The sequence below is a fragment of the Curtobacterium sp. MR_MD2014 genome (assembly GCF_000772085.1).
Classification (GTDB): Bacteria; Actinomycetota; Actinomycetes; order Actinomycetales; family Microbacteriaceae; genus Curtobacterium.
Window position 1 is genome coordinate 1,127,975 of sequence record NZ_CP009755.1, and the last position, 24,209, is coordinate 1,152,183.

A 24,209-nucleotide genomic window follows, 5' to 3' on the forward strand; every position below is an offset into this window, starting at 1 on the left:
CTCGGACCTGACGGGGCCGGCACCCGCCGGTCAGTTCGCGTGCGGGTCGAGTGCGTCGTACCGGCGGAAGGAGGGCACCAGCCGGAGCAGCAGTGCCACGAGGCCGATGATGAGCACGCCGCCGATGATCGGCGGGTACGCGATGCCGGCCGCGACGACGAGGCCGGCGTACAGGTCGCCGAGGCGCGGGCCGCCGGTCACGACCACGATGAAGATGCCCTGCAGCCGTCCGCGCATCCCGTCGGGCGAGGCCGCCTGCAGGATCGTGTTCCGGAACACCGAGCTGACGTTGTCCGCGCCGCCCGCCGCCGCGAGGAACAGCGCCGCGAGTCCGAGTGCGGGCAGGATCTCGACGCCGAAGGCCTCGCCGGACCGACCGCCGAGCAGGTGCGCCACCGCGATGACGACGCCGAACGCCGCGATCGCCGCGCCGTACGCCGTGATCGCCCAGCCGACGGCCTCGCCCTGGCGTCGCACGTGCCCGAGCGGGCCGGAGAACACGCTCGACAGCAGCGCGCCGACGGCGTAGGCGGCGGTCAGGGTGCCGACCGTGATCGACCCGCCGCCGATGACCAGTGCCCCGATCGCCGGGAAGAGCACGCGCGGCTGGCCGAACGTCATCGCGACGATGTCGAGCACGAACGTCATCGTGATGTTGCGGGACCGCCTGAGGAACCGCGCACCCTCGACCAGGGAGCGCAGCCCGGGGCGGAGGGCGTCGTGCTCCGCCGCCATCCGGGGGAGGGTGAAGACGCCGAGGAAGGCGAACGTGAAGAGCACGACGTCGATCGTGTAGGTCGGTGCGAAGCCGACGCTCGCGATGAGGACACCGGCGATCGCCGGGCCCACCGTCACCTGGAACCCGGACGCGATGCCACCGAGGGCGCTCGCAGCCGGGAGCAGGTCCGTCCCGACGAGCCGGGGGACGATCGCCGAACGCGAAGCGTTGCTCACCGTCGCGGCGACGGCGTTGACGGTCGCGAGCACGTAGAGGAGCGCCACGCTGTGCAGCCCGAGCCAGGCGTGCGTGGCGATGAGCGCGACCGCGGCCCAGGCGATGATCGCGGACACGAGGGCCACGAGCCGCCGGTCGAAGGCGTCCGCGAGCATCCCGCCGTAGAGCCCGGCGACGATCATCGGGACGAGGGCGATCACGCCGACGAGCGCGACCGCGAAGGTCGAGCGGGTGATCTCGTAGACCTCGAGGCCGACCGCCACGGTGGTCATCTGCGTGCCGATGCCGGCGATCGCCGTGCCGGCCCAGAGCCGCGCGAACGCGGGGGAGCGGCGGAGCGGGGTGAGGTCGGCGAGCAGGCGGCGGCGGGGTTCGGTGTCAGGTCGTGTCACGGTGGAACCATTCTGCGGCCTGCGCCGCCCCGAGCGGGCGGAATCGGCGGGCTCCGGCGACGCGAGCGGGCGGAATCTGCGCACTCCGGCGACGCGAGCGGGCGGAGTGTGTCGCGTTCGTCCGCTGAGCGTGACGGATCGCGCCCGTTCGCGGGGAGCGAGACGCCCGCGCCGCCGGGGAAGCCACCACACCCCAGCTGGTTGACTGACGCCATGACTGACCTCAACAGCAAGCCCGAGTTCGACGCCCCCGAGGGCCCGGCTCCCACCGAGCTCGTGATCACCGACATCGTCGAGGGTGACGGCGACGTCGCGCAGCCCGGCTCGACCGTCAAGGTGCACTACGCCGGCGTCGAGTACGAGTCCGGCGAGGAGTTCGACAGCTCGTGGAACCGCGGCGAGCCGATCGACTTCCCGCTCGCAGCACTCGTCCGTGGCTGGCAGGAGGGCATCCCCGGCATGAAGGTCGGCGGGCGCCGCAAGCTCACCGTCCCGCCGGAGCTCGCCTACGGCCCGGCCGGCGGCGGGCACTTCCTCTCCGGCAAGACCCTCATCTTCATCATCGACCTGCTCGGGGTCCGCTGATGCAGGTCGGCGCGCCCACCATCGAGCTGAACGACGGCCACCGCTTCCCGGAGCTCGGCCTCGGCACCTACGGGCTGAACGGCGACGAGGGCACCGCAGCGGTCGGCGCGGCGATCACGAGCGGCTACCGGCTGCTCGACACCGCGCTGAACTACGGCAACGAGGACGCCGTCGGCCGCGCCGTGCGCGAGTCGGAGGTCGACCGTGAGGACCTCGTCGTCACGTCGAAGCTGCCCGGGCGGCACCACGGCTACGACGAGGCACACCGCTCGATCGACGAGACGCTCGGCAACCTCGGGCTGGACCGCGTCGACCTGTACCTCATCCACTGGCCGAACCCGTCGGTCGGGAAGTTCGTCGACACGTGGAAGGCCTTCGTCGACCTCCGGGACAGCGGCAAGGTCCGCTCGATCGGCGTCTCGAACTTCACGCCCGAGCACCTGAAGGCGATCATCGACGCCACCGGTGTCGCCCCGGCGGTGAACCAGGTGGAACTGCACCCGTACTTCCCGCAGGCCGAGCTCCGCAAGGTGCACGCCGAGTACGGCATCGTCACCGAGAGCTGGAGCCCGCTCGCGAAGCAGTCCGAGCTGCTCACCGAGCAGCCGGTCCTCGACGCGGCGGCCGCGCACGGCGTGACGCCCGGCCAGGTCGTGCTGCGCTGGCACGTCCAGCTCGGCGCGGTCCCGGTGCCGAAGTCCGGCGACGCGGACCGGCAGCGGGAGAACCTCGACGTCTTCGGCTTCGCGCTGACCGACGACGAGGTCCGCGCGATCTCCGGGCTCGAGCGCGGGCGTCTCTGGGACGGCGACCCGGACACGCACGAGGAGATGTAGGGGCTGCCGCCCCCACGGACGGACGGGCGCGCCCCGCTGAGCGGCGACGCGAAGCGTCGCGCGGGGCGCGCCCGTCCGTCCCCCGGTCGCCCGTGCGTCTCGTCGCTCCCGGAGGTCGCCCGGCGGGACTACACTGGACACCCCTGTTTCCCGAAGGGTGGCGTGTGTCCGAACCGACCGAGACCGACCGCGAACGTAGCTACGTCGACGGTCTCTTCACCCGTCTCGACGAGCTGACGGCCGAGGCCGAGCAGCGTCTCGCCGAGACCCGCCGCCAGGCGGTCGGCGGCAACCACCAGAGCCGCAGCGAGCGTGACGCCTACGCACGCCTGTACGAGGACACGATCGCCACGCTCGACCGCGTCGGCGACCGCCTGGTCTTCGGTCGGCTCGAGGTGTCCGAGCCGGAGTCGCCCGACGACACGTTCCGGTACATCGGCCGCGTCGGCCTCCGCGACGTCGAGCACCGACCGCTCCTGCTCGACTGGCGCGTCCCCGGTGCGAGCGCCTTCTACCAGGCGACCGCAGCGCACCCGATGGGCATGCGCGCCCGCCGCCACCTGACGCTCGAGGGTCGCACGGTCGTGAACGTCGAGGACGAGGTCTTCGACGCGACGCTGTACGATGACGAGCGCACGCACCTGCAGGGCGAGGGAGCGCTGCTCGCGGCGGTCACCGCCGAGCGCACCGGTCGGATGACCGACATCGTCGCGACGATCCAGGGCGAGCAGGACCGCATCATCCGCTCCGCGCTCGAGGGTGTCCTCATCGTGCAGGGCGGCCCCGGTACGGGCAAGACCGCCGTGGCGCTGCACCGCGCCGCGTACCTGCTCTACACGCACCGCGACCGGCTCCGGGGCTCCGGCGTGCTCATGGTCGGGCCGTCCCCGGCGTTCCTGACGTACATCGAGCAGGTGCTGCCGTCGCTCGGCGAGACCGGCGTGGTGATGGCCTCGCTCGGGTCGCTGTACCCGGGCGTGCACGCGACGATGCACGACCACGGGGACGTCGCCGCGGTGAAGGGCTCGGCGCAGATGGCGTCGCTGCTCCGCCGTGCCGTCCGCTCCCGCCAGGTCGTCCCGACCGAGTCGGTCGTGCTCGACGTCGAGGGGGAGCGGCTCACGGTGCCACCGCAGCTCGTCGCCGACGCCCTCAAGCGGGCGCAGGACCGCGGGAAGCCGCACAACGTCGCCCGGGTGACCTTCAACAAGATCGCCCTCGACGCGATGACCCGCCTGCTCGCCGACCAGCTCCGCGCCCGCGGCACGACGGTGGACGAGGCCGACGAGAAGGTCCTGCGCGAGGACATCCGCAGCTCGTACGACGCCCGTGTCCTGCTCAACACCGCGTGGCTGCCGCTGCCGCCGGAGAAGTTCCTCGAGGACCTCTACGCGCGCCCGAACTGGCTCGCCTCGCTCACGCCGGACTGGACACCCGCACGCCGCGCACTGCTCCGGCGACCGCGTGGCGCGGGCTTCACGATCGAGGACGTCCCGCTCCTCGACGAGGCCGCCGAGCTCCTCGGGCCGTTCGACCCGACCGGCGGTGCCGCGAAGCGCGCGGCCAAGGCCAGCCGCAACCGCGACATCGAGAACGCCCGCCAGGCGATCGAGAACATGGGCGTCGAGGGCATCGTCTCCGCCGAGCAGGTCGCGGGGTCCTTCGCCGAGGGCGGCGATCCCCGCACGACGGCCGAGCGCGCCGCCGAGGACCGCGAGTGGACCTACGGGCACATCGTCGTCGACGAGGCCCAGGAGCTCTCACCGATGCAGTGGCGGGTCCTCGCCCGCCGGAACCCGCTGCGGTCGTTCACGATCGTCGGTGACATGGCGCAGGGTTCCTCGCCGGCCGCCGCACGCACGTGGGACGACGTCGTCGGTGCGCTCGCACGCCGCCGTCGCGGACGTGCGCCCGTGGTCCCGCTCGACCACCGGATCGCCGAGCTCACGGTCAACTACCGCACGCCGCGCTCCATCGTGCAGGCGGCGGGTGCGTTCGCCGACGCCGCCGGACTGGCGGTCACGCGCACCGAGGCCGTGCGCGACGGCGACCCGGTCGACCGCGTGTCCGTGCCCCGGGCGGCGCTGCTCGACACGGTCGCCGAGCACGTGGACGCCGAGCGGGAGCGCATCGGCTCCGGCACGATCGGCGTCATCGTGCCCGAGGCCGAGCTCACCGCCGTCCGCGAGCGGCTCGCCCGCACCGACGCCGACGTCCGGGGGCTCGGCTCGCCGCGACCGGGGTCGGTGACGGTCTTGACGGGGGCGGACGCGAAGGGCCTCGAGTTCGACGGCGTGCTGTTGGTCGACCCCGACCGGGTCGGCGCCGACGCGGCACGCGCCGCGGCCGCGGTCTACGTGGCGATGACGCGACCGACGCGACGGCTGGTCGTCGTCGACGTCATCGACTGATCGGCTCGCCCTCGTCGCGCACCCGCGCGACGAGGGCCGCCCACGCGCCGTCGAGCTGGCTGCCGGGGATCGTGACGGTGGTGCGGGCGACGCTCACCGTCCACGTGAAGTCGTCGGGCACCGCCTGCCGCCGCCGCGCCGGGGCCTCGCGCGGGAGGGCGCCGACCAGGTCGTCCCAGGCGTCCGGGTCGTCGCACGAGTCGGTGTCGATCCGCCATCCCCGCGAGAGGCCGGCGAACCCACCACTGCGGCGGACGACGATCTGCATGCTCCGGTTCTACGCCGTCACGGACCGGTGAGCACGCCGACGCTCCGCCAGGCGTCCTCGACCGCGGCGTGCTCCGTCGAGCCCTGCCCGAAGCGTGCCGCGGCGGCGTCGACCGTGACCCGTGCGAAGCCGGCGAAGTCGATGTCCTCGGTGGTCTCGGGCGACGTCAGGGCGTCCCACCAGACGGCTCCCGCGCCCTCCCACGCGTACCCGCCGATGGTGGTCGCGGCGAGGAAGAACGCGTGGTTCGGGATGCCCGAGTTCAGGTGCACGCCGCCGGAGTCCTCGGTGGTCTCGACGTAGTCGGCCATGGTCGCCGGCTGCGGGTCCTTCCCGAGCACCGGGTCGTCGTACGCGGTCCCCGGGGCCCGCATCGACCGGAGTGCCACGCCGTGCACGGCGTCGGTGAAGAGCCCCTCGCCGATCAGCCACGTGGCCTGGTCGGCGGTCTGCCCGGCGGCGTACTGCGCGACCAGCGAACCGAACACGTCGCTCACCGACTCGTTCAGCGCGCCCGACTGCCCCTGGTACGTCAGGTCGGCGGTGTACTGGGTCACGCCGTGGGCCAGCTCGTGGCCGATGACGTCGAGCGCGACCGTGAAGCGCCGGAACACCTCGTCGTCCCCGTCGCCGAACACCATGCGCCGCCCGTCCCAGTAGGCGTTGTCGTAGTCCTGCCCGTAGTGCACCGTGGCGTCGAGGGGGAGCCCGGCGCCGTCGATCGACACCCGGCCGAACACGTCGAGCCAGAACGCGTGCGTCGCGCCGAGTCCGGCGTACGCCTCGTCGACCGCGGCGTCACCGGAGTCGGGGTCGCCCTCGCGCCGGACGACCGTGCCGGGCAGGGTGGTCGTGCCGCGCGCGTCGGTGACGGTGCGCTGCGGCGAGCGGTCGACCGAGCCGCTGATGCCCTGCGGTCGGACGCGGTGCTCGTGCTTCGGAGCGGTGACGACGTCCATCTCGGCGAGCGCGGTCCGTGCCGCCGAGGCCGCGCGGGGGTGCTCCGACGCGGCGGCGACGGCGCGCAGCAGGTACGGCGGGACGACGGAGTGGCGGCGGGTGGCGGTCATGGCGCCATGGAACCACCGACGACCGACGACGGTGCTGCCCGGTCCGGAGCGGCTGGCAGGCTGGGGCTGCGGGGGCCCGGCGGGTCAGTCGCGCTGGCGGTGCTCCACCAGCGCCAGGGCGTACGACTCCCACCACTGCCCGGCCGCCGGTCCGCCGTTGCAGGTGCCGTCGCTGAGCCCGGGCGTCTTCACCCAGAGCAGGGCGTCGAGCCGGGTCGACCCCGCGGTGACGTGCGGTGCCTGTCCGAGTCCCGCACCCTCGGGGTTGCACCAGGTGCCGCGCCAGCCCTGCCCGTTCCGCGAGACGTCGATCACGAAGTGCGGGTCGCCACCGATCGCGTCCGCCAACCGGTCGGCGTACGCGCGTTCCGTGTCCACCCGGTAGAAGTTCGAGACGTTCGTCGCGAAGCCCTGCGTCCGGTCGACCCCGGCCGCCCGCAGCCACCGTGCCATCTCGGTGACGGGGACCCGGTCCTCGTTGCCGCCGTCGAGGTACACCGTCAACCCGTGTCCGGCGAGCTCGTCCACGGCGCGGTCCAGCAGTCGCAGGCGCTCCCGACCGAGGCGCTCGCAGACGTGGATCTGCGCGATCGAGTCCGGTTCGACGAGCACGACCGCGTGCGAGCCGGCCATCGCCCGGACGGCCGACCGCACCCACGGCAGGTAGGCGTCCTCGGCGGTGCCGCCGGCGGAGTAGCTGCCGCAGTCGCGGTCCGGGATCGCGTAGAGGACGAAGACGGGCGTGCGGTGCTGCTGCTCGGCGCCCCGGACCACCCGCCGGACGACCTGTCGGGTGACGGACTCGGAGGGGTTCGTCAGCCAGGTCGCGACGGGCTGGTCCGCGATGACGTCGATCTGCTCGGCGGTCGCGCGCTCGCCGTCCGCCCGGGCCTCGGCGGCTCGGCGCGCAGCCTGTCCGTCCTGGTCCGGCTGGTGGGCCAGGCCGCCCGGGAACGCGGCCGCGGCCGACTCGCGCTCCGCGATCGCCCGGCCCGGCTCGACACCGTTGCTCCTCGTCGTCGTCGCGCCGGGGGTGCCGGTGCCGTCCGGACCGTCATCGGACCCCGACACCGTGGAGAGGACGAGCCCGCCCACGGCCACGGCGACGACCGCTCCGACGGCGAGCACCGCCCACTGTCGTCGTCCGCTGCCCCTGGTGCGGCCGCGCGTCCCCTGCTCCGGCATGCGTCCATGCTGGCAGCAGGCCACAGCGTCGTGCCAGGGTGGCCCGGCGTCCGCCCAGGTGGGGCGCGGCCGGCTGCCAGGAGCCGGCAGCGATACTGACCGGATGTTCCGGAAGCTCCTGCTGCTCGCCCTCACCGCCGGCTACGCCTGGGTGATCTGGCGGATGACCCTCACGCCGCGGGTCTTCACGCATGCGCAGGACGAGCTCGTGCTGCACGTGATCGGTTGGCTGCAGCAGCTGCCGCACGGTGCCTGGTTCACCTACGACCGGGTCGAGTTCCTCGCGAACATCGGGATGTTCGTCCCCGTCGGGATGATCGCGGCGCTGTGGCTGCCGCGTCGCTGGTGGCTGCTGGGCGCCGTGGTCGCGGTCGTCCTGTCGGTCGGGATCGAGCTCGCGCAGGCCCGCTTCCTGCCGTACCGGGTCGCGGATCCGCGGGACGTGCTGTCGAACGGTCTCGGCGGGCTGCTCGGTGCCACCCTCGTCGGGCTCGTCCGGAGCCTGCTGCCGGTGCCGCGACGGCAGCGGCTGCGCGCCCGCCCTGCCTGATCTCTGGTAGTCTCGTCCGGTTGCCGTCGAACGGCCGCGGACAAAGAGCGCCCATGCATCAGGCATGAGCACCGCGCAACGGACAGGAAGGGGATCATCCATGGCACTTGACGCGAAGGTCAAGCAGGAGATCATCGAAGAGTACGCGACCCACCCGGGCGACACCGGATCCCCCGAGGTCCAGGTCGCCGTTCTGACGCGTCGCATCAACGACCTGAACGAGCACCTCAAGGAGCACAAGCACGACCACCACTCGCGTCGTGGTCTGCTGCTCATGGTCGGTCAGCGTCGCCGTCTCCTCGGGTACCTCTCCGACGTCGACATCAGCCGCTACCGTGCGCTCATCGAGCGCCTCGGCCTGCGTCGCTAGTCGACTCGCAGACACTGCGTGACCGAACGCCCCGGTCCTCCTCGTGAGGACCGGGGCGTTCCTCGTCCCCGGCCGGCCACGACCGGGAATGGTTGCGCCCCGGTCACGGTTCGGTACGATGTTCATGCAAACGCATCGAAAGTCGGGAACTGTCATGACCACCATCGCCGTCGTCTCCGCCGGGCTCTCCGAGCCCAGCTCCACCCGCCTGCTCGCGGATCGGCTCGCCGCGTCCGCGGTCACCGCCGTCTCGGCCGACCAGCCGGGAGGCACGGTGGACGTCCGTCACGTCGAGCTGCGTCCGATCGCCCACGAGATCGTCGACGCGATGCTCACCGGGTTCGCCGCACCGGGCCTGGCCGCCGCTCAGCGCACCGTGCTCGAGGCAGACGCGCTCGTCTTCGTCACCCCGGTCTTCACCGCGGGGATGAGCGGTCTGGCGAAGTCGTTCCTCGACGTGCTCGACAAGGACGGCGTGACCGACCTGCCGGTGCTGCTCGCGGCGACCGGGGGCACCGCACGGCACTCGCTCGCGATCGACCACGCCCTCCGCCCGGTGTTCGCGTACCTGCGCGCCGCCGTCGTACCGACCGGTGTCTTCGCCGCGACCGACGACTGGGGGAGCGAGGCGGACTCCGCCGCGCTGGACGCACGCATCCGCCGGGCCGGGGTCGACCTGGCCTGGGCGATCCGCGCCTCCCGGCGGACGCCGCAGCAGGAGACGCTCGCCGCGCCGACCGACTTCGCGTCCCTGCTCGGTGGCCTCGGCCACTGACCCGCGGTACCGGACGGTGTCGGCCGGTCAGTACCAGTGCGGGTTGACGCTCATCTCGTGGTTCCACGCCGCGCAGGGCGAGCCGTAGGCGTCGTGGATGTACGCCAGCCCCCAGTTGACCTGGGTGGCGGCGTTCGTCCGCCAGTCCGCCCCGGCGACCGCCATCTTGCTCGCGGGCAGTGACTGGGGGATGCCGTACGCACCGCTCGAGGCGTTGAGGGCGTTGGCCCGCCAGCCCGACTCCTGGTTCCAGAGGGAGACCAGGCACGAGAACTGGTCTCCGCCCCAGCCGTAGGCGCCGATCGCACTGCGGGCGTACGCCTGCGCACCGGCCGGGTCGACCGTGACGCCGCCCGTGCTCGGGTAGGACGTGTCGGTCCCGCCGCTGGTCGCGACCGGCGCCGGGGCCGAGGGGGCGGCTGTCGCCGCCGCGCGCTGGGCTGCGGCGGCTCGCTCGCGCGCCCGCTGCTGCGCGGCCTTCTGTGCGGCGACCTGCACGCCGAGCTCGTACCGCTGCTCGGTCGTGGCGGTGGTGTCCTTCAGGGTGGCCAGCTGCGCGTAGAGCTCGTCGCTGTGCTGCTGGGTGTCGGCGACGGCCCGCTCGGCGGCGTCGGAGGCCGTCCGGGCCGTGGCGGACCGTTCCTCGGCGGCGGCGGCGAGGGTGCTCCGCTCGGACTCGGCACGCTCGGCCTGGTCGTGCAGCGACTCCGCCGTGCGGCCGGCGACCGAGGCGTCCTCGAGGACGCCCTCCCACGTGCTCGAGAGCTGGTCGACGGCGCCGAGCTGGTAGAGCAGCTGGTCCGGGTCGTCCGTGGTGGCGATGCGCGTGGTCATCGCGTTCTGGCTGCCGTCCCGGTACAGGGTCGCGGCGAGCTGCCCCGCACGGTCCTGCGCCTGGGTGGCGGTGCGCTCGGCGGTGTCGGCCTGGGACCGGAGCGCCGTGGCGGTCTGCGTCGCCGACGCGAGGTCCGCCTCGGCACGGTCGGCGGCCTCGGAGGCGTCGAGGGCGGTCTGCGACTTCGCCGCGGCGTCGGCCTGCACGGACCGCAGTGCCGCCTGCACCTTCGTCGCCTCTGCGGCCGCGGCCTGCTCGTCCCCCTTCGCGCGCTGCACGTCCTGCCACGTGGGGTACTCCGTCGTCGACGCGCTCGCGGGCAGGGCGGTGACGACCGGTGCGACGAGCGCGCCCACGACCACGGCGGCCGCGACGAGCACGCGCCGGGGAGGGCTGATGCGCATGTCGGCAGGCTACCGGGGACACGCCCGTTCGCCAGGAGCAACACCCGCCGGGTGCCTGAGGACTGGTAAAGTCCTCATCGTCCGGGGACCGTTCTCCGGACGTCACGCTCCGGACGTCACACTCGCGGAGCTGGCACACAACACTGCGCAGACCGGGCACGGAGCTGGTCATCGGTGGTGGCTCGCGGGCCGTTCGGAGTCCCGAGTGCTTCTACTGCTGGCCAGACATGCGCCCCGACCCCTCGGCGCGCACGCACCACGAGTGCCGTCGCCCAGGTCTGCCGAACACGTCAAGGAGGCACCCTTTTGGAGGGTCCCGAGATCAAGTTCGCCGAAGCCGTCATCGACAACGGCAAGTTCGGCAAGCGCGTCGTCCGGTTCGAGACCGGCCGCCTCGCACAGCAGGCCCAGGGCGCGGTCGCCGCGTACCTCGACGAGGAGACCATGCTCCTCTCGGCCACCAGCGCCGGCAAGCACCCGCGTGAGGGCTTCGACTTCTTCCCGCTGACGGTCGACGTCGAGGAGCGCTCGTACGCCGCCGGCAAGATCCCCGGTTCGTTCTTCCGTCGCGAAGGCCGTCCGAGCACCGAGGCGATCCTCGTCTGCCGTCTCATCGACCGGCCGCTGCGCCCGTCGTTCGTCGACGGCCTGCGCAACGAGGTCCAGATCGTCATCACCGTCCTGAGCATCGCGCCGGACGAGTTCTACGACGCGCTCGCGATCAACGCGGCGTCCGCGTCGACGCAGATCTCCGGTCTGCCGTTCTCCGGCCCGATCGCCGGTGTGCGCCTCGCGCTCATCGGTGACCAGTGGGTCGCGTTCCCGAAGGCCTCGCAGCTCGAGGAAGCGGTCTTCGACCTCACCGTCGCCGGCCGTGTCGTCACCGACGACCAGGGCAACGAGGACGTCGCGATCATGATGGTCGAGGCGGAGGCGACCGAGCACGCCTGGGGCCTCATCCAGGGCGGCGCCACCAAGCCCGACGAGGCGATCGTCGCGCAGGGCCTCGAGGCGGCCAAGCCGTTCCTCAAGGTCCTCGTCGAGGCGCAGGCGAAGATGGCCGCACAGTCGGCCAAGGAGATCCAGGACTACCCGGTCTTCCCGCCGTACGCCCCCGAGGTCTACTCCGCCGTCGAGGCCCTCGCCCTCGACGAGCTCAAGGACGTCTACCAGATCGCCGGCAAGCTCGAGCGTCAGGACAAGGACGACGCCCTGAAGGCCCGCGTCAAGGAGGCCGTCGCCGCCAAGGTCGAGGCCGGGGAGCTCCCCGAGTCCGCCAACGGCCAGGTCAGCGGAGCGTACAAGTCGGTCACGAAGAAGGTCGTCCGCGGCCGCATCCTGACCGAGCAGGTCCGCATGGACGGTCGCGGCCTCGCCGACATCCGTCCGCTCGACGCCGAGGTCGCCGTGATCCCGCGCGTCCACGGCTCGGCGATCTTCCAGCGCGGCGAGACGCAGATCCTCGGCGTCACCACGCTGAACATGCTCAAGATGGAGCAGCAGATCGACTCGCTGTCGCCCGTCACGAAGAAGCGCTACCTGCACCACTACAACTTCCCGCCGTACTCGACGGGTGAGACCGGTCGCGTCGGTTCGCCGAAGCGTCGCGAGATCGGGCACGGCTTCCTCGCCGAGCGCGCCCTCGTGCCGGTGCTGCCGTCGCGCGAGGAGTTCCCCTACGCCATCCGTCAGGTGTCCGAGGCCCTCGGCTCCAACGGTTCGACGTCGATGGGCTCCGTCTGCGCCTCGACCCTGTCGCTCCTCAACGCCGGTGTGCCGCTGCGCGCGCCGGTCGCGGGCATCGCGATGGGCCTCGTCTCCGACACCGTCGACGGCCAGACCCGCTACGCGGCGCTGACCGACATCCTCGGTGCCGAGGACGCCCTCGGCGACATGGACTTCAAGGTCGCCGGTACCTCCGAGTTCGTCACCGCCATCCAGCTCGACACGAAGCTCGACGGCATCCCGTCGTCGGTCCTCGACGCCGCGCTGAAGCAGGCCAAGGAGGCCCGCTCGGCCATCCTCGGTGTGCTCACCGAGGCGATCGACGCCCCCGACGAGATGGCGGACACCGCTCCGCGCGTCATCTCGGTGCAGATCCCCGTCGACAAGATCGGCGAGCTGATCGGCCCGAAGGGCAAGACGATCAACGGGATCCAGGACGAGACCGGCGCCGACATCTCGATCGAGGACGACGGCACGGTCTACATCGGCGCCGTCGACGGCCCGTCGGCCGAGGCCGCCCGTGCGCAGGTCAACGCCATCGCGAACCCGACGAACCCGGAGATCGGGGACCAGTTCCTCGGCACGGTCGTCAAGATCGCGACGTTCGGTGCCTTCGTGTCGCTGCTCCCGGGCCGCGACGGTCTGCTCCACGTCTCCGAGGTCCGCAAGCTCGCCGGTGGCAAGCGCGTGGAGAACGTCGAGGACGTGCTCGGCGTCGGCCAGAAGGTCTTGGTCGAGGTCACCAAGGTGGACGACCGCGGCAAGCTCTCGCTCGCGCCGGTCGTCGCCGACGAGGTGGACACCGAGGGCCGCGAGGGCCACGAGAAGCACACCGAGGACAACGCCGAGGGTTGATCCCTCGCGCCTCGCGCTGCTGACACGACGACGGCCGCCGCTCCTGCTGGAGCGGCGGCCGTCGCCGTGTCCCGGGCGGCGTCAGGAAGCGGGGGTCTCCTGCGTGCCGGTGAGCTGCGCGCGGCCGAGCAGGTGCTCGCGGAGCAGGAAGCCGACGACCGCCGGCGTGGCGTCGGCGGGGGCCTCGAGCACCGGCACGTCGAGGGCGCTGACGGTGAAGACGTAGCGGTGCGGACCGTGGCCGGCGGGCGGGGCGGCACCGAGGAAGGTGTCCGTGCCGTACTCGTTGCGACGCCGCAGCGCCTCGGCGGGCAGCAGCGCGTCGTCGGTGCCGGCGCCCTGCGGGAGCGACGTGGTCGAGGCCGGGACGTCCGTCAGGCTCCAGTGCCAGAAGCCCGAGCCGGTCGGCGCGTCGGGGTCGTACACGGTGAGCACGTAGCTCTGCGTGCCGTCGGGGGCGCCGGACCACTCGAGCGCGGGGGAGCGGTCCTCACCACCGGCGTCGGAGCCGCGTGCCCAGTCGGGCAGTGCGCCACCGTCGCTGAAGTCGGGGCTGGTCAGGGTGAACGAGGGGACCTCGGGGAGGTTCCAGTTGGGGTCGTTGGCCATGCGTCCAGCCAACACCCGCGTCCTGTCCCGTGGATGGGACGGACGGGAGGCGCGGGACGGCGCCGCCACGTGCCTCCCGTCCGTCCGCTGCCCACCCGGGAGGCGTCGGACGCGCCCGTCGTGGTCAGCGCGTGATGACGCGCTCGACGACCCGCCCGAGCGCGGCGGTGGCCGCGATGGCGTCGCCGGCGTACGCACCGGCCATGACGCCGTCGCGCGCGAGCATGAGCTCGTCGGCGCCGTCGCCCGGCATCGGGTGTCCGGCGCGCTGCAGCAGCGCGAAGAGCTGTTCCGTGTACCAGTCGCGGTGCGCGGCGACGACCTGGCGGACCGGGTCGCGGGGATCGTGGTACTCGGCAGCGGCGTTGAGGAAGGCGCAGCCGCGGAAGTCCGGTCGGCCGACGTCGTCCGAGACGGCGGAGACCCAGGCGCGGACGGCCTCGACCGGGGAGGCTGCCTCCTCGACCAGGCGCGCGAAGGCCTGCTGCACCCGCTCGTCCTGCGCCCGGATGTAGGCCAGGATCAGGTTGTCCTTCGACCCGTAGTGCTTGTAGAACGTCGCCTTCGTGACGCTCGCCTCGGAGATCAGGCGGTCGACGCCGACGCCGCGGATGCCCTCTTCGTAGAAGAGTCTCGACGCGGTCTCGAGGATGCGGACCTTCGCGCCGCCGGAGCGGGGAGCCGGGGGGACGCTCGACCCGTCCGGCGACGCGAGGTTCGTGCTCGGGCCGGGGAGACGCTGGACGGCCGGTTGGGGGGAATCGACCGTCACAGCGCTGCTCCTCGGACTCATCGGCTCCGCGGGGGAGTGGGGGGACTCCGCCGCGCAGGACTGATGTCCCGAGCCACCGGGTCGGAATCTAGGGGGGCTTCCGACCCGATGTGACGACTGTACCACAGTGAGGACAGACAGACGAGTCTTTCTATCCTCCTCGGATGTACCCCAGTTCGAGGCACGCGCCGCGAGCCTGTGGAATCTGGATGATCGGCCCCGCCGGGTCAGTAGGCTCTCCTGCGATGAACCAGCCAGTGCCGTTGCCGCTCGAGGCCCAGGACACGTCCTTCCTGACGTCCGGTGGTGCCTTCGTCCGTCGATCCGTGCTGCCGTCCGGTGTCCGGGTCCTCACCGAGTCGGTGCCGGGGGCGAGCTCCACGAGCCTCGGCTTCTGGGTCGGTGTCGGGTCCCGTGACGAGCGCGAAGGGCAGTTCGGGTCCACGCACTTCCTCGAGCACCTGCTCTTCAAGGGCACCGGTCGACGCAGCGCACTCGACATCGCCATCGCGTTCGACTCCGTGGGCGGTGAGCACAACGCCGCGACCGCCAAGGAGTACACCTGCTACTACGCGCGGGTCCGGGACACCGACGTCCCGATGGCGGTCGGGGTGATCGGCGACATGGTCACCGGCTCGGTGCTCGACGCGGACGCCTTCGCCGTCGAGCGCGGCGTCATCCTCGAGGAGCTGGCGATGGCCGCCGACGACCCGGCGGACGTCGCGGGCGAGGCCTTCTTCGCCGCTGCCTTCGACGGGCACCCCCTCGGCCGTCCGATCGGCGGGACACCCGAGAGCATCCGTGCCGTCGGGCGCGACGAGGTCCTCGACCACTACCGGGAGCACTACGCACCGAACGGCATCGTCGTCACCGCCGCTGGTGCCGTCGACCACGACCGCTTCCGCGAACTCGTCGAGCGCGTCTTCCGCGACGCCCCGCGGGCCTCGCCGCTCGCCCGGCGCTCTCCGCAGCCCGTCGCCGACCCGGCGGTGCCGCGCCTCGCCGTCGCGCACCGGCCGACCGAGCAGGTCAGCATGCTCCGTGGTTCGCAGGGGCTGGACCTCCGCGACGAACGCCGCCCGGTGCTCAGCGTGCTGAACGCCGTGCTCGGCGGGGGCATGAGCTCGCGCCTCTTCCAGGAGGTCCGCGAGCGCCGCGGACTCGCCTACGCCGTGTCCTCCTTCGCCCCGGCCTACCTCGACAACGGCGCCTTCGGCGTCTACGCCGGCTGTGCCCCGGACAACGTCGCCGGCGTGGTCGAGATCATCGACGCCGAGTTCGCGCGGATGGTCGACGACGGCATCACCGAGGACGAGCTCCGCCGCGCCAAGGGCCAGATCGAGGGAGCCCTGACGCTCTCGCTCGAGGACTCCGACGCCCGGATGACCCGCCTCGGCCGGTCCGAACTGGGCACGGGGGAGTTCACCGACCTCGGCACCGCGCTGCAGCGGGTCGACCGGGTCACCGCCGGCGACGTGCTCGACCTGGCGCGCGACCTGCTCACCCGACCCACGATCACCTCGGTGGTGGGAGCCGTGCAGCGGGACGAACTCGCCGCGGCCATCGGCGTCGAGGGGTGACGGACGTGTCGCACTACCTGTACCTCGTCCGGCACGGTGAACACCAGGACGCCGAGCACGGACTCCGCGACGGCAAGCTCTCCGAACGCGGCAAGCGCCAGGCAGTGCTCGTCGCCGACCGCCTCGGCGGGGTGCCCTTCGACGGCGTGTACCACTCGCCGCTCGACGCCCCGAGCGAGACGGCTGCGTACCTCGCACAGCGGCTGCCCTCGATCCAGCCGGAGCCCTCGACGCTGCTCTTCGACTGCATCCCGTCGGGACCGACGCCGGACATGCCGCACGCGTACCAGGGATGGTACGGCGGCGTGACGGAAGAGGAGATCGTCGCCGGGCAGGCCCAGATGGGCGACGCCGTCGCCGAGTGGTTCACCCCGGCGCGCGAGGACCGCCACGACCTGCTCATCACGCACAACGCCGTGATCGGCTGGTTCGTCCGCGAGGCCTTCCAGGCACCGGAGTGGCGCTGGATGGGCACCAACGTGGCGCACACGGCGCTCACCATCATCCGGATCCGCTCCGCGAAGCCGGCCGAGGTGGTCACCCTCAACGACCTGGCCCACCTGCCGGTGGAGCTCCGCACGGGTCTGCCGGTCGAACAACCCGTCTAGCGGCGCACCGCCCAGCGCGCCACGGGGCCGGCCGGGAGGCACGACACCGGTCAGCGCACCGGCTTGCAGTACCAGGCGGTCGCGTTGGGGTTCTCGTTGAACGCCGCGGTGCGCTCGTACCCGCGGCTCCGGTACATCGCACCCGCGGCGACGAGCGAGTCGTTCGTGTCGAGGACGACGCTCGTCGCGCCGAGGTCCCGCGCGGCGCCCTCCAGTGCGTCCATCACCGCGGTCGCGACGCCCCGACCCCGTCCGGCGGGGGAGACGTAGACGTGCTTCACCTCGAACCGTGCGTCGTCGTCCGGGGTGGCATCGCCGTCCGCACGGGCGGCGATCCGTCGCAGGCCGCCGCACCCGATCGGGAGCGCCCCGTCCTCGTCGACCTCGTACGCGACCACGAACACGCCGTTCGGCGCCGTGAACTCGACGGCCGGGGTGCGCTTCCGCGAGTACGAGCCCTGCGCACTCGGGAAGGTCGCCTCGCGCTCGTCGAGGTAGGCGTCGAGCAGCGCGTCGACCTCGGGTGCGTCGGTGGGCACGGACCTGACCTGGAGCGGCATGCGTCGATCCTAGGATGGAGCCATGGTCACTCCCGTCGCCGTCGTCGGCGCCACCGGTCGTCTCGGGGGCCTGGTGGCCTCCGTCGTGGAGTCGCTCGACGGCTTCGAGCTCGTCGCGTCGCTGTCCTCGAAGGACGCCGTGCACGAGGCACCGCCGTCGGTGTTCGGTGGAGCAGCCGTCGTGGTGGACGTCACCGTCCCGGCGCTGAGCCCCGCGATCGTCGACCACGCCCTGGCGAGCGGCGCGAACGTCCTCGTCGGGACCTCCGGCTGGTCGCTCGACCGCCTCGCGACGCTCCGCTCCGGGCTCGAGGCGCGGCCCGACCAGGGTGTGCTCGTCGTCCCGAACTTCTCGATCGGGTCGGTGCTCGCCACGCACCTCGCCACGATCGCCGCGCCGTGGTTCCCGTCCGTCGAGATCGTCGAGACGCACCACGCGGGCAAGATCGACAGCCCGTCGGGCACCGCCGTCCGGACCGCCGAGCTCATCGCGGACGCCCGTCGCGAGGTCGGTCCCGTCGACGCCCCGCACGTCGACCAGCGTGCCCGCGGGCAACAGGTGGCGAGCGTCCCGATCCACTCCCTGCGCCTGCCTGGGGTGAAGGCGGTGCAGGACGTGCTGCTGAGCGGCCCCGGTGAGACCGTCACGATCCGCCACGACACGAACGACGACGTGGCGTACGTCGCAGGCGTCCGGGCGGCGCTGCCCGCCGTGGTCGGTGCCCGCGGCCTGACCGTCGGGCTCGGCAGCGTCCTCGGCATCGGCCAGCCGTGACGTCGACCTGGCGGTCCCTCCGCTCCCCGTTCTGGGGTGCGGCGCTGATGACCCTGCTGCTCGCGCTCTACATCGGGCTCGTCGGTCAGCGTGCGGTCGCGTTCGTGGCGACCGGGCAGCCGATCGGCATCGGCATCGGCGTCGCGCTGTTCGTCGTCGCGGCGATCGGCGCGCTGCTGCTCGTGCTCGAGGTCCGCTTCGGGCTGCGCATCACACGGCTCGGCGCGCGGCTCGAGCGCGAGGGCGCGACCCCGGACGACGTCGTCCCCGTCCGCCCGTCGGGGCGCCCCACGCGCGAGGCAGCCGACGAGCTGTTCCCGCGGTACCGGGACGCCGTCGAGGCCGACCCCGAGGACTGGCGCGGCTGGTACCGACTGGGCATCGTCTACGACGCCGCCGGTGACCGCAAGCGCGCGCGAGCGGCGATGCGGACCGCACTGGTGAAGGCGGCGGCGACCCGCTGACGGACGGGAGGCCCGTGGCGGTGTCCGCCACGGGCCTCCCGTCCGCCGGCTCGTCGGGTCGTTCCGGTCGTCGGGTCAGAAGGCCGCGTCGACCGCGTCCTCGGCGTGCTCGTACCGGAACCGGTAGCCGGACCCGGTGAGCTTGCGCGGCACCATGCGCTGGCTCGAGAGCAGCATCTCGTCGGCGGCCTCGCGGAGCAGCGTGCGCAGGGCGAAGGCCGGCACGCTGAACAGGTAGGGGCGGTGCAGGTCCTCGGCGACGCGGCGGGTGATGCGGTTCGACACCGCGGCCTCCGGTCCGGCGAGGTTGACGGGGCCGCGCACGTCGGCGGCCTCCGGGCTGGTGGCGAGGTGCACGATCGCGCCGACCTCGTCCTCGAGCGCGATCCACGGCCAGAACTGGCCACCGGTGCCGAGCTTGCCGCCCAGCCCCGCCTTGGTGAGCGGCACGAGGGGTGCGAGTGCGCCGCCGCCCTGCCCGACCACGATGCCGGTGCGGAGCAGGACGACGCGGACGCCCTCGGGGGCTGCGGTCGCGGCGGCCTCCCACTGCGTGCAGACGTCGGCGAGGAAGCCCCGGCCGGCCTCGGCGTCGTCGTCGAGGACGTCCACGGGACGGTCGCCGTACACGCCCGAGGCCGACCCGGACAGGAAGAGCGCCGGAGGGTTCGTCGCGTGGCGCATCGCCTCGACGAGGGTCTCGGTGGCCTGCACGCGCGAGTCGAGGATCTCCCGCTTGTACGACTCGGTCCAGGGCAGCCTGCCGATGTTCGCGCCGGCGAGGTTGATCACCACGTCCGCGCCGTCGAGCACCGCCGGGTCGAGCGGTCGCGTGCCGGGGGACCAGCGGAACGCGCTCGCGGTGCGGGGTTCGCTGCGGGTCAGGGTCGTGACGTGGTGTCCGGCCTCGCGCAGGGCGCGGACGAGGGGGGTCCCGATGAAGCCGGACGCACCGGCGACGAGGATCGAGAGCGGCTGGGTCGACATGCGGCCCACGGTACTCAGCGAGCCCCGGGTTCTCCTCGTGGACGGAGGCTCGCCGTGTCGTGGACGTAGGCTCTCCGTGTGAGCGAGACCGTGCAGCCCGATCCCACCGTCCCCACTCCCTACGAAGACCTGCTGCGCCGGGTGCTCGAGGAGGGTGCGCCGAAGGGCGACCGCACCGGCACCGGCACGCGCAGCATCTTCGGCGCGCAGCTCCGGTACGACCTGTCGCAGGGCTTCCCGCTGGTCACGACCAAGCGCGTGCACTTCAAGTCCGTCGCCTACGAGCTGCTCTGGTTCCTGCGCGGCGACGGCAACGCCCGGTGGCTGCAGGAGCACGGCGTGCGCATCTGGAACGAGTGGGCGGACGAGGACGGCGACCTCGGCCCGGTCTACGGCGTGCAGTGGCGCTCGTGGCCGACCCCGTCGGGGGAGCACGTCGACCAGATCGCCCAGGTGATCGAGCAGATCCGGACGAACCCGGACTCCCGTCGTCTCATCGTCTCGGCCTGGAACGTCGCCGACGTGCCGGAGATGGCGCTCGCCCCCTGCCACGCGTTCTTCCAGTTCTACGTGGTCGACGGCAAGCTCTCGTGCCAGCTGTACCAGCGGAGCGCGGACATGTTCCTCGGCGTGCCGTTCAACATCGCGTCCTACGCGCTGCTCACGCACATGATCGCCGCGCAGACCGGGCTCGAGGTCGGCGACTTCGTGTGGACCGGCGGCGACTGCCACGTGTACGACAACCACGTCGAGCAGGTCCGCGAGCAGCTCTCCCGCACGGCGTACCCGTACCCGACGCTCGAGATCGCTCCGCGCGACTCGATCGACGACTACGTGTACGAGGACTTCACGGTCGTCGACTACGAGCACCACCCGGCGATCAAGGCCGCGGTCGCCGTCTGATGGGGTGGACCGAGCCCGTCCGCGGTGTCGGCATGGTCTGGGCGCGCACCGCGTCCGGTGTGATCGGCGCCGACGGCGGCATCCCGTGGCACGTCCCGGAGGACCTCGCGCACTTCCGGCAGGTCACCGGCGACGCCGTGGTCGTGATGGGGCGGCGCACCTGGGACTCACTGCCGCCGCGGTTCCGACCACTGCCGGGGCGTCGGAACGTCGTGCTGACGCGGGACACCTCGTGGTCGGCCGAGGGCGCCGAGGTCGTGCACGACCTGGCGACCGCACTCGACACCGACGAGACCGTGTGGGTGATCGGCGGGGGAGCCGTCTACGCCGATGCCCTGCCCTTCGCCGACCGGGTGTCCGAGACGATCGTCGACCGCGACGTACCGGGAGACACCCGCGCGCCGGCGCTCGACGACGCGTGGGAGCTCGTCGACGAGGGCCCGTGGCAGGAGTCGCGCGTCGACGCCACCCGCTACCGCTTCCTGGAGTGGCGCCGCCGCGCGTAGCGCCCGCGGTGCCCGCGGTGCCCGCGGTGCCCGCGGTGCCCGCGGTGCCCGCGGTGCCCGCGGCCGACGCGGGCCGGCGCGACGTGCTCGCGCACAACACGAAGCACGTCGCGCCACGCAATCCCGTGGCGCGACGTGCTTCCGGTTGTGCACCGCGCCAGCGCGCGGCGTCCACCTGCCGGACCGCGAGTCGCCGTACGGAGCCGAGCCGCGCCTCCCGGCCGCAGCCGCGCGCCGTGCGCGAGCCGCGCCTCCCGCACGGAGCCGGGCCGCGCCTCCCGGCCGCAGCCGAGCCGCGCCGGAACGGGCCGCGGCGTCGCACCGTCCGCGAGCCGCGCACCGTCCGACCGGACGGCGGTGCCGTCGCGCATCCCCGGTACGCTGGAGGGCGTGTCCCCGCGTGAGAATCCCTTCGGTCAGGTCCTCGTCGCCCTCGTGACGCCGTTCACGGCCGACGGAGAGGTCGACTGGCCCGGCGTCGAGCAGCACATCGACGACTGCATCACGGCCGGCGCCGACGGCATCGTCGTCACCGGCACCACCGGTGAGACGAGCACGCTGACCGACCCGGAGAAGCTCCGCCTGGTCGAGGTCGGCAAGTCCGTCGCCGCGGGCCGCGCGAAGATCATCACGGGCGGCGGCTCCAACGAGACCGCGCACGCGATCCACCTCTACAAGCAGAGCGAGAAGGCCGGCGCCGACGGCGTGATGATCGTCACGCCGTACTACAACAAGCCGACCCAGGCGGGCGTCCTCACCCACTTCCGGATGATCGCCGACGCCACCGACCTGCCGGTGATCCTGTACGACATCCCGGGCCGCACGGGCATCCCGATCACGTACGAGACCATCGTGCGGGCCTCGCACCACCCGAACATCCTCGCCGTGAAGGACGCCAAGGGCGACTTCGCCGAGGTCTCCCGGGTGCTCAACAACACCGACCTCATGTACTTCTCGGGCGACGACACGAACGTGCTCCCGCACCTGTCGATCGGCGCCACCGGGCTGATCGGCGTCACGGCGAACATCACGAGCACGCCGTACCGCACGATCGTCGACGCCGTGAACCGCGGCGACCTGGCGACCGCGACCGCGGAGCACAAGCGCGTCGAACCGCTCGTCCGTGCGATCATGACCCACGTCCCCGGGACCGTCGCGGCGAAGTACGTGCTCCACGGCCTCGGCCGGATCGGCAGCCCGCGCGTCCGGCTGCCGCTCGTCGGCCCCGAGGACACCGAGGCCTACGCCATCGAGACCTCCCTCGAAGCGGTCCGGGACATCCCCGGTGCCGACTTCTCGAACTTCCGCCCGGACCGCAACGCGGCGGCCGGCGGCGCACTGCCGAAGGTGCCAGGCACCACACGTTAGGAAAGCACGCGGCGCAGCGGTAGCGCGTCGCACGACAGTCAGGACCGAATGCCCACCCAGATCTCCACACCGCAGCCGCTCGAACCCGGCACCCTCCGCGTGATCCCCGTCGGGGGTCTCGGCGAGATCGGTCGCAACATGACCGTGTACGAGTTCGACGGCAAGCTGCTCGTCGTCGACGCCGGCGTGCTCTTCCCCGAGGAGCACCAGCCGGGCGTCGACCTCATCCTCCCCGACTTCGGGCCGATCCGGGACCGTCTCGACGACGTCCTCGGTGTCGTGCTCACCCACGGGCACGAGGACCACATCGGCGCCGTCCCCTACCTGCTCAAGCTCAAGGGCGACATCCCCCTGATCGGTTCGACGCTGACCCTCGCGCTCGTCGAGGCGAAGCTCAAGGAACACCGGATCAAGCCCTACACGCTCGTCGTGCAGGAGGACCAGACCGAACAGCTCGGTCCGTTCCACCTCGAGTTCGTCGCCGTGAACCACTCCATCCCGGACGCCCTCGCCGTCGCGATCACGACCCCCGCCGGGCGCGTGCTGCACACCGGTGACTTCAAGATGGACCAGCTCCCGCTGGACGACCGGATCACCGACCTCCGTGCCTTCGCCCGCCTGGGCGAGCAGGGCGTCGACCTGTTCCTGCCGGACTCGACCAACGCCGACGTCCCCGGGTTCACCGCGCCCGAGCGTGACATCGGACCGGTGCTCGAGAACGTCATCTCCCGCGCCCGCAAGAAGGTCGTCGTCGCGAGCTTCTCGTCGCACGTCCACCGCGTGCAGCAGGTCCTCGACGCCGCCGCCGCGACCAACCGCAAGGTCGCGTTCATGGGGCGGTCGATGATCCGGAACATGACCATCGCCGCCGAGCTCGGCTACCTCCGGGTGCCGGACGACGTGCTCATCGACACGAAGAAGGCGAAGAACGTCCCGGACGACCAGGTCGTCTACATGTCGACGGGGTCGCAGGGTGAGCCGATGGCCGTCCTCGCGCGCATGGCGAACCTCGAGCACCAGATCGAGATCGGCGAGGGCGACACCGTCATCCTCGCGTCGAGCCTCATCCCGGGCAACGAGAACGCCGTCTACCGGGTCATCGACGGGCTGACGAAGCTCGGCGCGAAGGTGGTCCACAAGGGCAACGCGAAGGTGCACGTCTCCGGTCACGCGTCGGCCGGCGAGCTCCTCTACTGCTACAACATCCTGCGCCCGCGCAACGTGCTGCCCGTGCACGGCGAGCACCGCCACCTGTACGCGAACGCCGACCTGGCGATCCAGACGGGTGTGCCGCCGCGCAACGTCATCCTCGGCCAGGACGGCATCGTCGTCGACCTGAAGGACGGCGTCGCGAGCGTCGCCGGACAACTCGACATCGCCTACGTCTACGTCGACGGATCGACCGTGGGCGAGATCACCGACGCCGACCTCAAGGACCGTCGGGTCCTGGCGGAGGAGGGCTTCATCTCGATCTTCTGCGCCGTGGACTTCACGACGGGGCAGTGCGTGGTCGGCCCGGAGATCCAGTCGCGCGGCTTCGCCGAGGACGACTCCGTCTTCGACGACGTCCGTCCGCAGATCGCGAAGGCGCTCGCCGACGCGGCGGGCAACGGCACGCGGGACGCGCACGCCTTCCAGCAGGTCGTCCGCCGCACCGTCGGCCGCTGGGTGAACACGAAGCACCGCCGCCGCCCGATGATCGTCCCGGTGGTCATCGAGGCGTAGGCAGACGCGCCGCAGCCGGCCGGGAGGCACGGCGAGCGTTCCCCGGGAACGCTCGCCGTGCCTCCCGGCCGCGTTGCACCCCGTGGTGCGGACGGGAGTCCACTGCGCGACCGGCCGGGTGGCCGACCTGCGTCAT

At 72.4% G+C, this 24,209-nt stretch carries 24 protein-coding genes; 15 read left to right on the forward strand and 9 right to left on the reverse strand.

Translation table 11 applies throughout. The features are described from left to right. Positions 1-30: 30 nt before the first annotated feature. Entirely contained in the window at positions 31-1,347 is a 1,317-nt protein-coding gene (locus NI26_RS05190; protein ID WP_081984746.1) for an MFS transporter, read from the reverse strand. A 213-nt stretch (positions 1,348-1,560) separates the two neighbouring features. Between NI26_RS05190 and NI26_RS05195 the strand changes: the two genes are divergently transcribed. The 3 genes from NI26_RS05195 (at position 1,561) to NI26_RS05205 (ending at position 5,179) form a co-directional block, all read left to right on the forward strand. Next, positions 1,561-1,932, forward strand: coding sequence for an FKBP-type peptidyl-prolyl cis-trans isomerase (locus NI26_RS05195; protein WP_058728797.1), 372 nt, complete (start codon positions 1,561-1,563; stop codon positions 1,930-1,932). Next, positions 1,932-2,768, forward strand: coding sequence for an aldo/keto reductase (locus tag NI26_RS05200; RefSeq protein ID WP_066653239.1), 837 nt, complete (start codon positions 1,932-1,934; stop codon positions 2,766-2,768). Before NI26_RS05195 ends, NI26_RS05200 begins: the two co-directional genes overlap by 1 nt. Positions 2,769-2,932: 164 nt before the next feature. Then, positions 2,933-5,179 carry a HelD family protein gene (locus NI26_RS05205; protein WP_066653241.1) on the forward strand — a complete coding sequence of 749 codons (2,247 nt, stop codon included), beginning with the start codon at positions 2,933-2,935 and terminating at the stop codon, positions 5,177-5,179. Here the strand turns inward: NI26_RS05205 and NI26_RS05210 are convergent. From NI26_RS05210 to NI26_RS05220, 3 genes are all read right to left on the reverse strand, one after another. Next, positions 5,169-5,447 carry a protealysin inhibitor emfourin gene (locus NI26_RS05210; protein ID WP_066653244.1) on the reverse strand — a complete coding sequence of 93 codons (279 nt, stop codon included), beginning with the start codon at positions 5,445-5,447 and terminating at the stop codon, positions 5,169-5,171. The two genes, NI26_RS05205 and NI26_RS05210, sit on opposite strands and share 11 nt — an antisense overlap. 17 nt (positions 5,448-5,464) lie before the next feature. Then, entirely contained in the window at positions 5,465-6,517 is a 1,053-nt protein-coding gene (locus NI26_RS05215; protein WP_066653246.1) for a M4 family metallopeptidase, read from the reverse strand. Positions 6,518-6,601: 84 nt separating this feature from the next. After that, positions 6,602-7,702: a glycoside hydrolase family 6 protein gene (locus NI26_RS05220; RefSeq protein ID WP_081984748.1), complete on the reverse strand. Its 1,101-nt coding sequence runs from the start codon at positions 7,700-7,702 to the stop codon at positions 6,602-6,604. Between the two features lie 103 nt (positions 7,703-7,805). Here NI26_RS05220 and NI26_RS16800 point away from each other — a divergent pair, with 103 nt between their 5' ends. The 3 genes from NI26_RS16800 (at position 7,806) to NI26_RS05235 (ending at position 9,397) form a co-directional block, all read left to right on the forward strand. Further along, on the forward strand, positions 7,806-8,252 hold the full coding sequence (locus NI26_RS16800; protein ID WP_066653249.1) for a VanZ family protein: 447 nt from the start codon (positions 7,806-7,808) through the stop codon (positions 8,250-8,252). Positions 8,253-8,352: 100 nt separating this feature from the next. Beyond that, positions 8,353-8,622: a 30S ribosomal protein S15 gene (gene rpsO / locus NI26_RS05230; RefSeq protein WP_058742593.1), complete on the forward strand. Its 270-nt coding sequence runs from the start codon at positions 8,353-8,355 to the stop codon at positions 8,620-8,622. A 154-nt stretch (positions 8,623-8,776) separates the two neighbouring features. Further along, the gene (locus tag NI26_RS05235) at positions 8,777-9,397 is read left to right on the forward strand and encodes a CE1759 family FMN reductase (protein ID WP_066653250.1); all 621 of its coding nucleotides are present in this window, start codon (positions 8,777-8,779) and stop codon (positions 9,395-9,397) included. Between the two features lie 27 nt (positions 9,398-9,424). Here the strand turns inward: NI26_RS05235 and NI26_RS05240 are convergent, their stop codons facing one another. Further along, the gene (locus NI26_RS05240; protein ID WP_144411258.1) at positions 9,425-10,636 is read right to left on the reverse strand and encodes a coiled-coil domain-containing protein; all 1,212 of its coding nucleotides are present in this window, start codon (positions 10,634-10,636) and stop codon (positions 9,425-9,427) included. 306 nt (positions 10,637-10,942) lie between these two features. Between NI26_RS05240 and NI26_RS05245 the strand changes: the two genes are divergently transcribed. After that, entirely contained in the window at positions 10,943-13,216 is a 2,274-nt protein-coding gene (locus tag NI26_RS05245) for a polyribonucleotide nucleotidyltransferase (protein ID WP_066653253.1), read from the forward strand. A gap of 81 nt (positions 13,217-13,297) precedes the next feature. Here the strand turns inward: NI26_RS05245 and NI26_RS05250 are convergent, their stop codons facing one another. Together NI26_RS05250 and NI26_RS05255 are read right to left on the reverse strand one after the other, a co-directional pair. Continuing rightward, positions 13,298-13,825, reverse strand: a complete 528-nt coding sequence (locus NI26_RS05250; RefSeq protein ID WP_066653256.1) for a YbhB/YbcL family Raf kinase inhibitor-like protein — start codon at positions 13,823-13,825, stop codon at positions 13,298-13,300. Between the two features lie 124 nt (positions 13,826-13,949). Then, positions 13,950-14,597: a TetR/AcrR family transcriptional regulator gene (locus tag NI26_RS05255; RefSeq protein WP_066653259.1), complete on the reverse strand. Its 648-nt coding sequence runs from the start codon at positions 14,595-14,597 to the stop codon at positions 13,950-13,952. Between the two features lie 245 nt (positions 14,598-14,842). Between NI26_RS05255 and NI26_RS05260 the strand changes: the two genes are divergently transcribed. Together NI26_RS05260 and NI26_RS05265 are read left to right on the forward strand one after the other, a co-directional pair. Further along, positions 14,843-16,177: a M16 family metallopeptidase gene (locus NI26_RS05260; RefSeq protein ID WP_066653262.1), complete on the forward strand. Its 1,335-nt coding sequence runs from the start codon at positions 14,843-14,845 to the stop codon at positions 16,175-16,177. Between the two features lie 5 nt (positions 16,178-16,182). Beyond that, positions 16,183-16,785, forward strand: a complete 603-nt coding sequence (locus tag NI26_RS05265; protein ID WP_066657952.1) for a histidine phosphatase family protein — start codon at positions 16,183-16,185, stop codon at positions 16,783-16,785. A 50-nt stretch (positions 16,786-16,835) separates the two neighbouring features. Here NI26_RS05265 and NI26_RS05270 read toward each other — a convergent pair whose 3' ends face one another. Beyond that, positions 16,836-17,345, reverse strand: a complete 510-nt coding sequence (locus tag NI26_RS05270; RefSeq protein ID WP_066653264.1) for a GNAT family N-acetyltransferase — start codon at positions 17,343-17,345, stop codon at positions 16,836-16,838. 22 nt (positions 17,346-17,367) lie between these two features. Here NI26_RS05270 and NI26_RS05275 point away from each other — a divergent pair, with 22 nt between their 5' ends. Continuing rightward, positions 17,368-18,120: a 4-hydroxy-tetrahydrodipicolinate reductase gene (locus NI26_RS05275; protein WP_066653270.1), complete on the forward strand. Its 753-nt coding sequence runs from the start codon at positions 17,368-17,370 to the stop codon at positions 18,118-18,120. Further along, positions 18,117-18,584, forward strand: coding sequence for a hypothetical protein (locus tag NI26_RS05280; protein ID WP_442781439.1), 468 nt, complete (start codon positions 18,117-18,119; stop codon positions 18,582-18,584). The genes NI26_RS05275 and NI26_RS05280 overlap by 4 nt, the downstream gene beginning before the upstream one ends. Before the next feature lie 75 nt (positions 18,585-18,659). On the opposite strand, the gene NI26_RS05285 is transcribed toward NI26_RS05280, so the two are convergent. Next, the gene (locus NI26_RS05285) at positions 18,660-19,571 is read right to left on the reverse strand and encodes a TIGR01777 family oxidoreductase (RefSeq protein WP_066653271.1); all 912 of its coding nucleotides are present in this window, start codon (positions 19,569-19,571) and stop codon (positions 18,660-18,662) included. Between the two features lie 78 nt (positions 19,572-19,649). On the opposite strand from NI26_RS05285, the gene NI26_RS05290 reads away from it, so the two are divergent. From NI26_RS05290 to NI26_RS05305, 4 genes are all read left to right on the forward strand, one after another. Further along, positions 19,650-20,474: a thymidylate synthase gene (locus tag NI26_RS05290; RefSeq protein ID WP_235426526.1), complete on the forward strand. Its 825-nt coding sequence runs from the start codon at positions 19,650-19,652 to the stop codon at positions 20,472-20,474. Next, entirely contained in the window at positions 20,474-20,980 is a 507-nt protein-coding gene (locus NI26_RS05295; RefSeq protein ID WP_066653272.1) for a dihydrofolate reductase, read from the forward strand. Before NI26_RS05290 ends, NI26_RS05295 begins: the two co-directional genes overlap by 1 nt. Positions 20,981-21,370: 390 nt before the next feature. Continuing rightward, on the forward strand, positions 21,371-22,348 hold the full coding sequence (gene dapA, locus NI26_RS05300; protein ID WP_058730183.1) for a 4-hydroxy-tetrahydrodipicolinate synthase: 978 nt from the start codon (positions 21,371-21,373) through the stop codon (positions 22,346-22,348). Positions 22,349-22,396: 48 nt separating this feature from the next. After that, positions 22,397-24,073, forward strand: a complete 1,677-nt coding sequence (locus NI26_RS05305) for a ribonuclease J (RefSeq protein WP_066653274.1) — start codon at positions 22,397-22,399, stop codon at positions 24,071-24,073. Positions 24,074-24,209 lie beyond the last annotated feature (136 nt).

What these genes read in the sequence shown, in the direction of transcription:
- NI26_RS05195 (WP_058728797.1), top strand. Translation starts at nt 1,561, where the DNA reads ATGACTGACCTCAACAGCAAGCCCGAGTTCGACGCCCCCGAGGGCCCG.
- NI26_RS05200 (WP_066653239.1), top strand. Translation starts at nt 1,932, where the DNA reads ATGCAGGTCGGCGCGCCCACCATCGAGCTGAACGACGGCCACCGCTTC.
- NI26_RS05210 (WP_066653244.1), bottom strand. Translation starts at nt 5,447, where the DNA reads ATGCAGATCGTCGTCCGCCGCAGTGGTGGGTTCGCCGGCCTCTCGCGG.
- NI26_RS05215 (WP_066653246.1), bottom strand. Translation starts at nt 6,517, where the DNA reads ATGACCGCCACCCGCCGCCACTCCGTCGTCCCGCCGTACCTGCTGCGC.
- NI26_RS05220 (WP_081984748.1), bottom strand. Translation starts at nt 7,702, where the DNA reads ATGCCGGAGCAGGGGACGCGCGGCCGCACCAGGGGCAGCGGACGACGA.
- NI26_RS16800 (WP_066653249.1), top strand. Translation starts at nt 7,806, where the DNA reads ATGTTCCGGAAGCTCCTGCTGCTCGCCCTCACCGCCGGCTACGCCTGG.
- rpsO (WP_058742593.1), top strand. Translation starts at nt 8,353, where the DNA reads ATGGCACTTGACGCGAAGGTCAAGCAGGAGATCATCGAAGAGTACGCG.
- NI26_RS05235 (WP_066653250.1), top strand. Translation starts at nt 8,777, where the DNA reads ATGACCACCATCGCCGTCGTCTCCGCCGGGCTCTCCGAGCCCAGCTCC.
- NI26_RS05240 (WP_144411258.1), bottom strand. Translation starts at nt 10,636, where the DNA reads ATGCGCATCAGCCCTCCCCGGCGCGTGCTCGTCGCGGCCGCCGTGGTC.
- NI26_RS05250 (WP_066653256.1), bottom strand. Translation starts at nt 13,825, where the DNA reads ATGGCCAACGACCCCAACTGGAACCTCCCCGAGGTCCCCTCGTTCACC.
- NI26_RS05260 (WP_066653262.1), top strand. Translation starts at nt 14,843, where the DNA reads ATGAACCAGCCAGTGCCGTTGCCGCTCGAGGCCCAGGACACGTCCTTC.
- NI26_RS05270 (WP_066653264.1), bottom strand. Translation starts at nt 17,345, where the DNA reads ATGCCGCTCCAGGTCAGGTCCGTGCCCACCGACGCACCCGAGGTCGAC.
- NI26_RS05275 (WP_066653270.1), top strand. Translation starts at nt 17,368, where the DNA reads ATGGTCACTCCCGTCGCCGTCGTCGGCGCCACCGGTCGTCTCGGGGGC.
- NI26_RS05285 (WP_066653271.1), bottom strand. Translation starts at nt 19,571, where the DNA reads ATGTCGACCCAGCCGCTCTCGATCCTCGTCGCCGGTGCGTCCGGCTTC.
- NI26_RS05295 (WP_066653272.1), top strand. Translation starts at nt 20,474, where the DNA reads ATGGGGTGGACCGAGCCCGTCCGCGGTGTCGGCATGGTCTGGGCGCGC.
- NI26_RS05305 (WP_066653274.1), top strand. Translation starts at nt 22,397, where the DNA reads ATGCCCACCCAGATCTCCACACCGCAGCCGCTCGAACCCGGCACCCTC.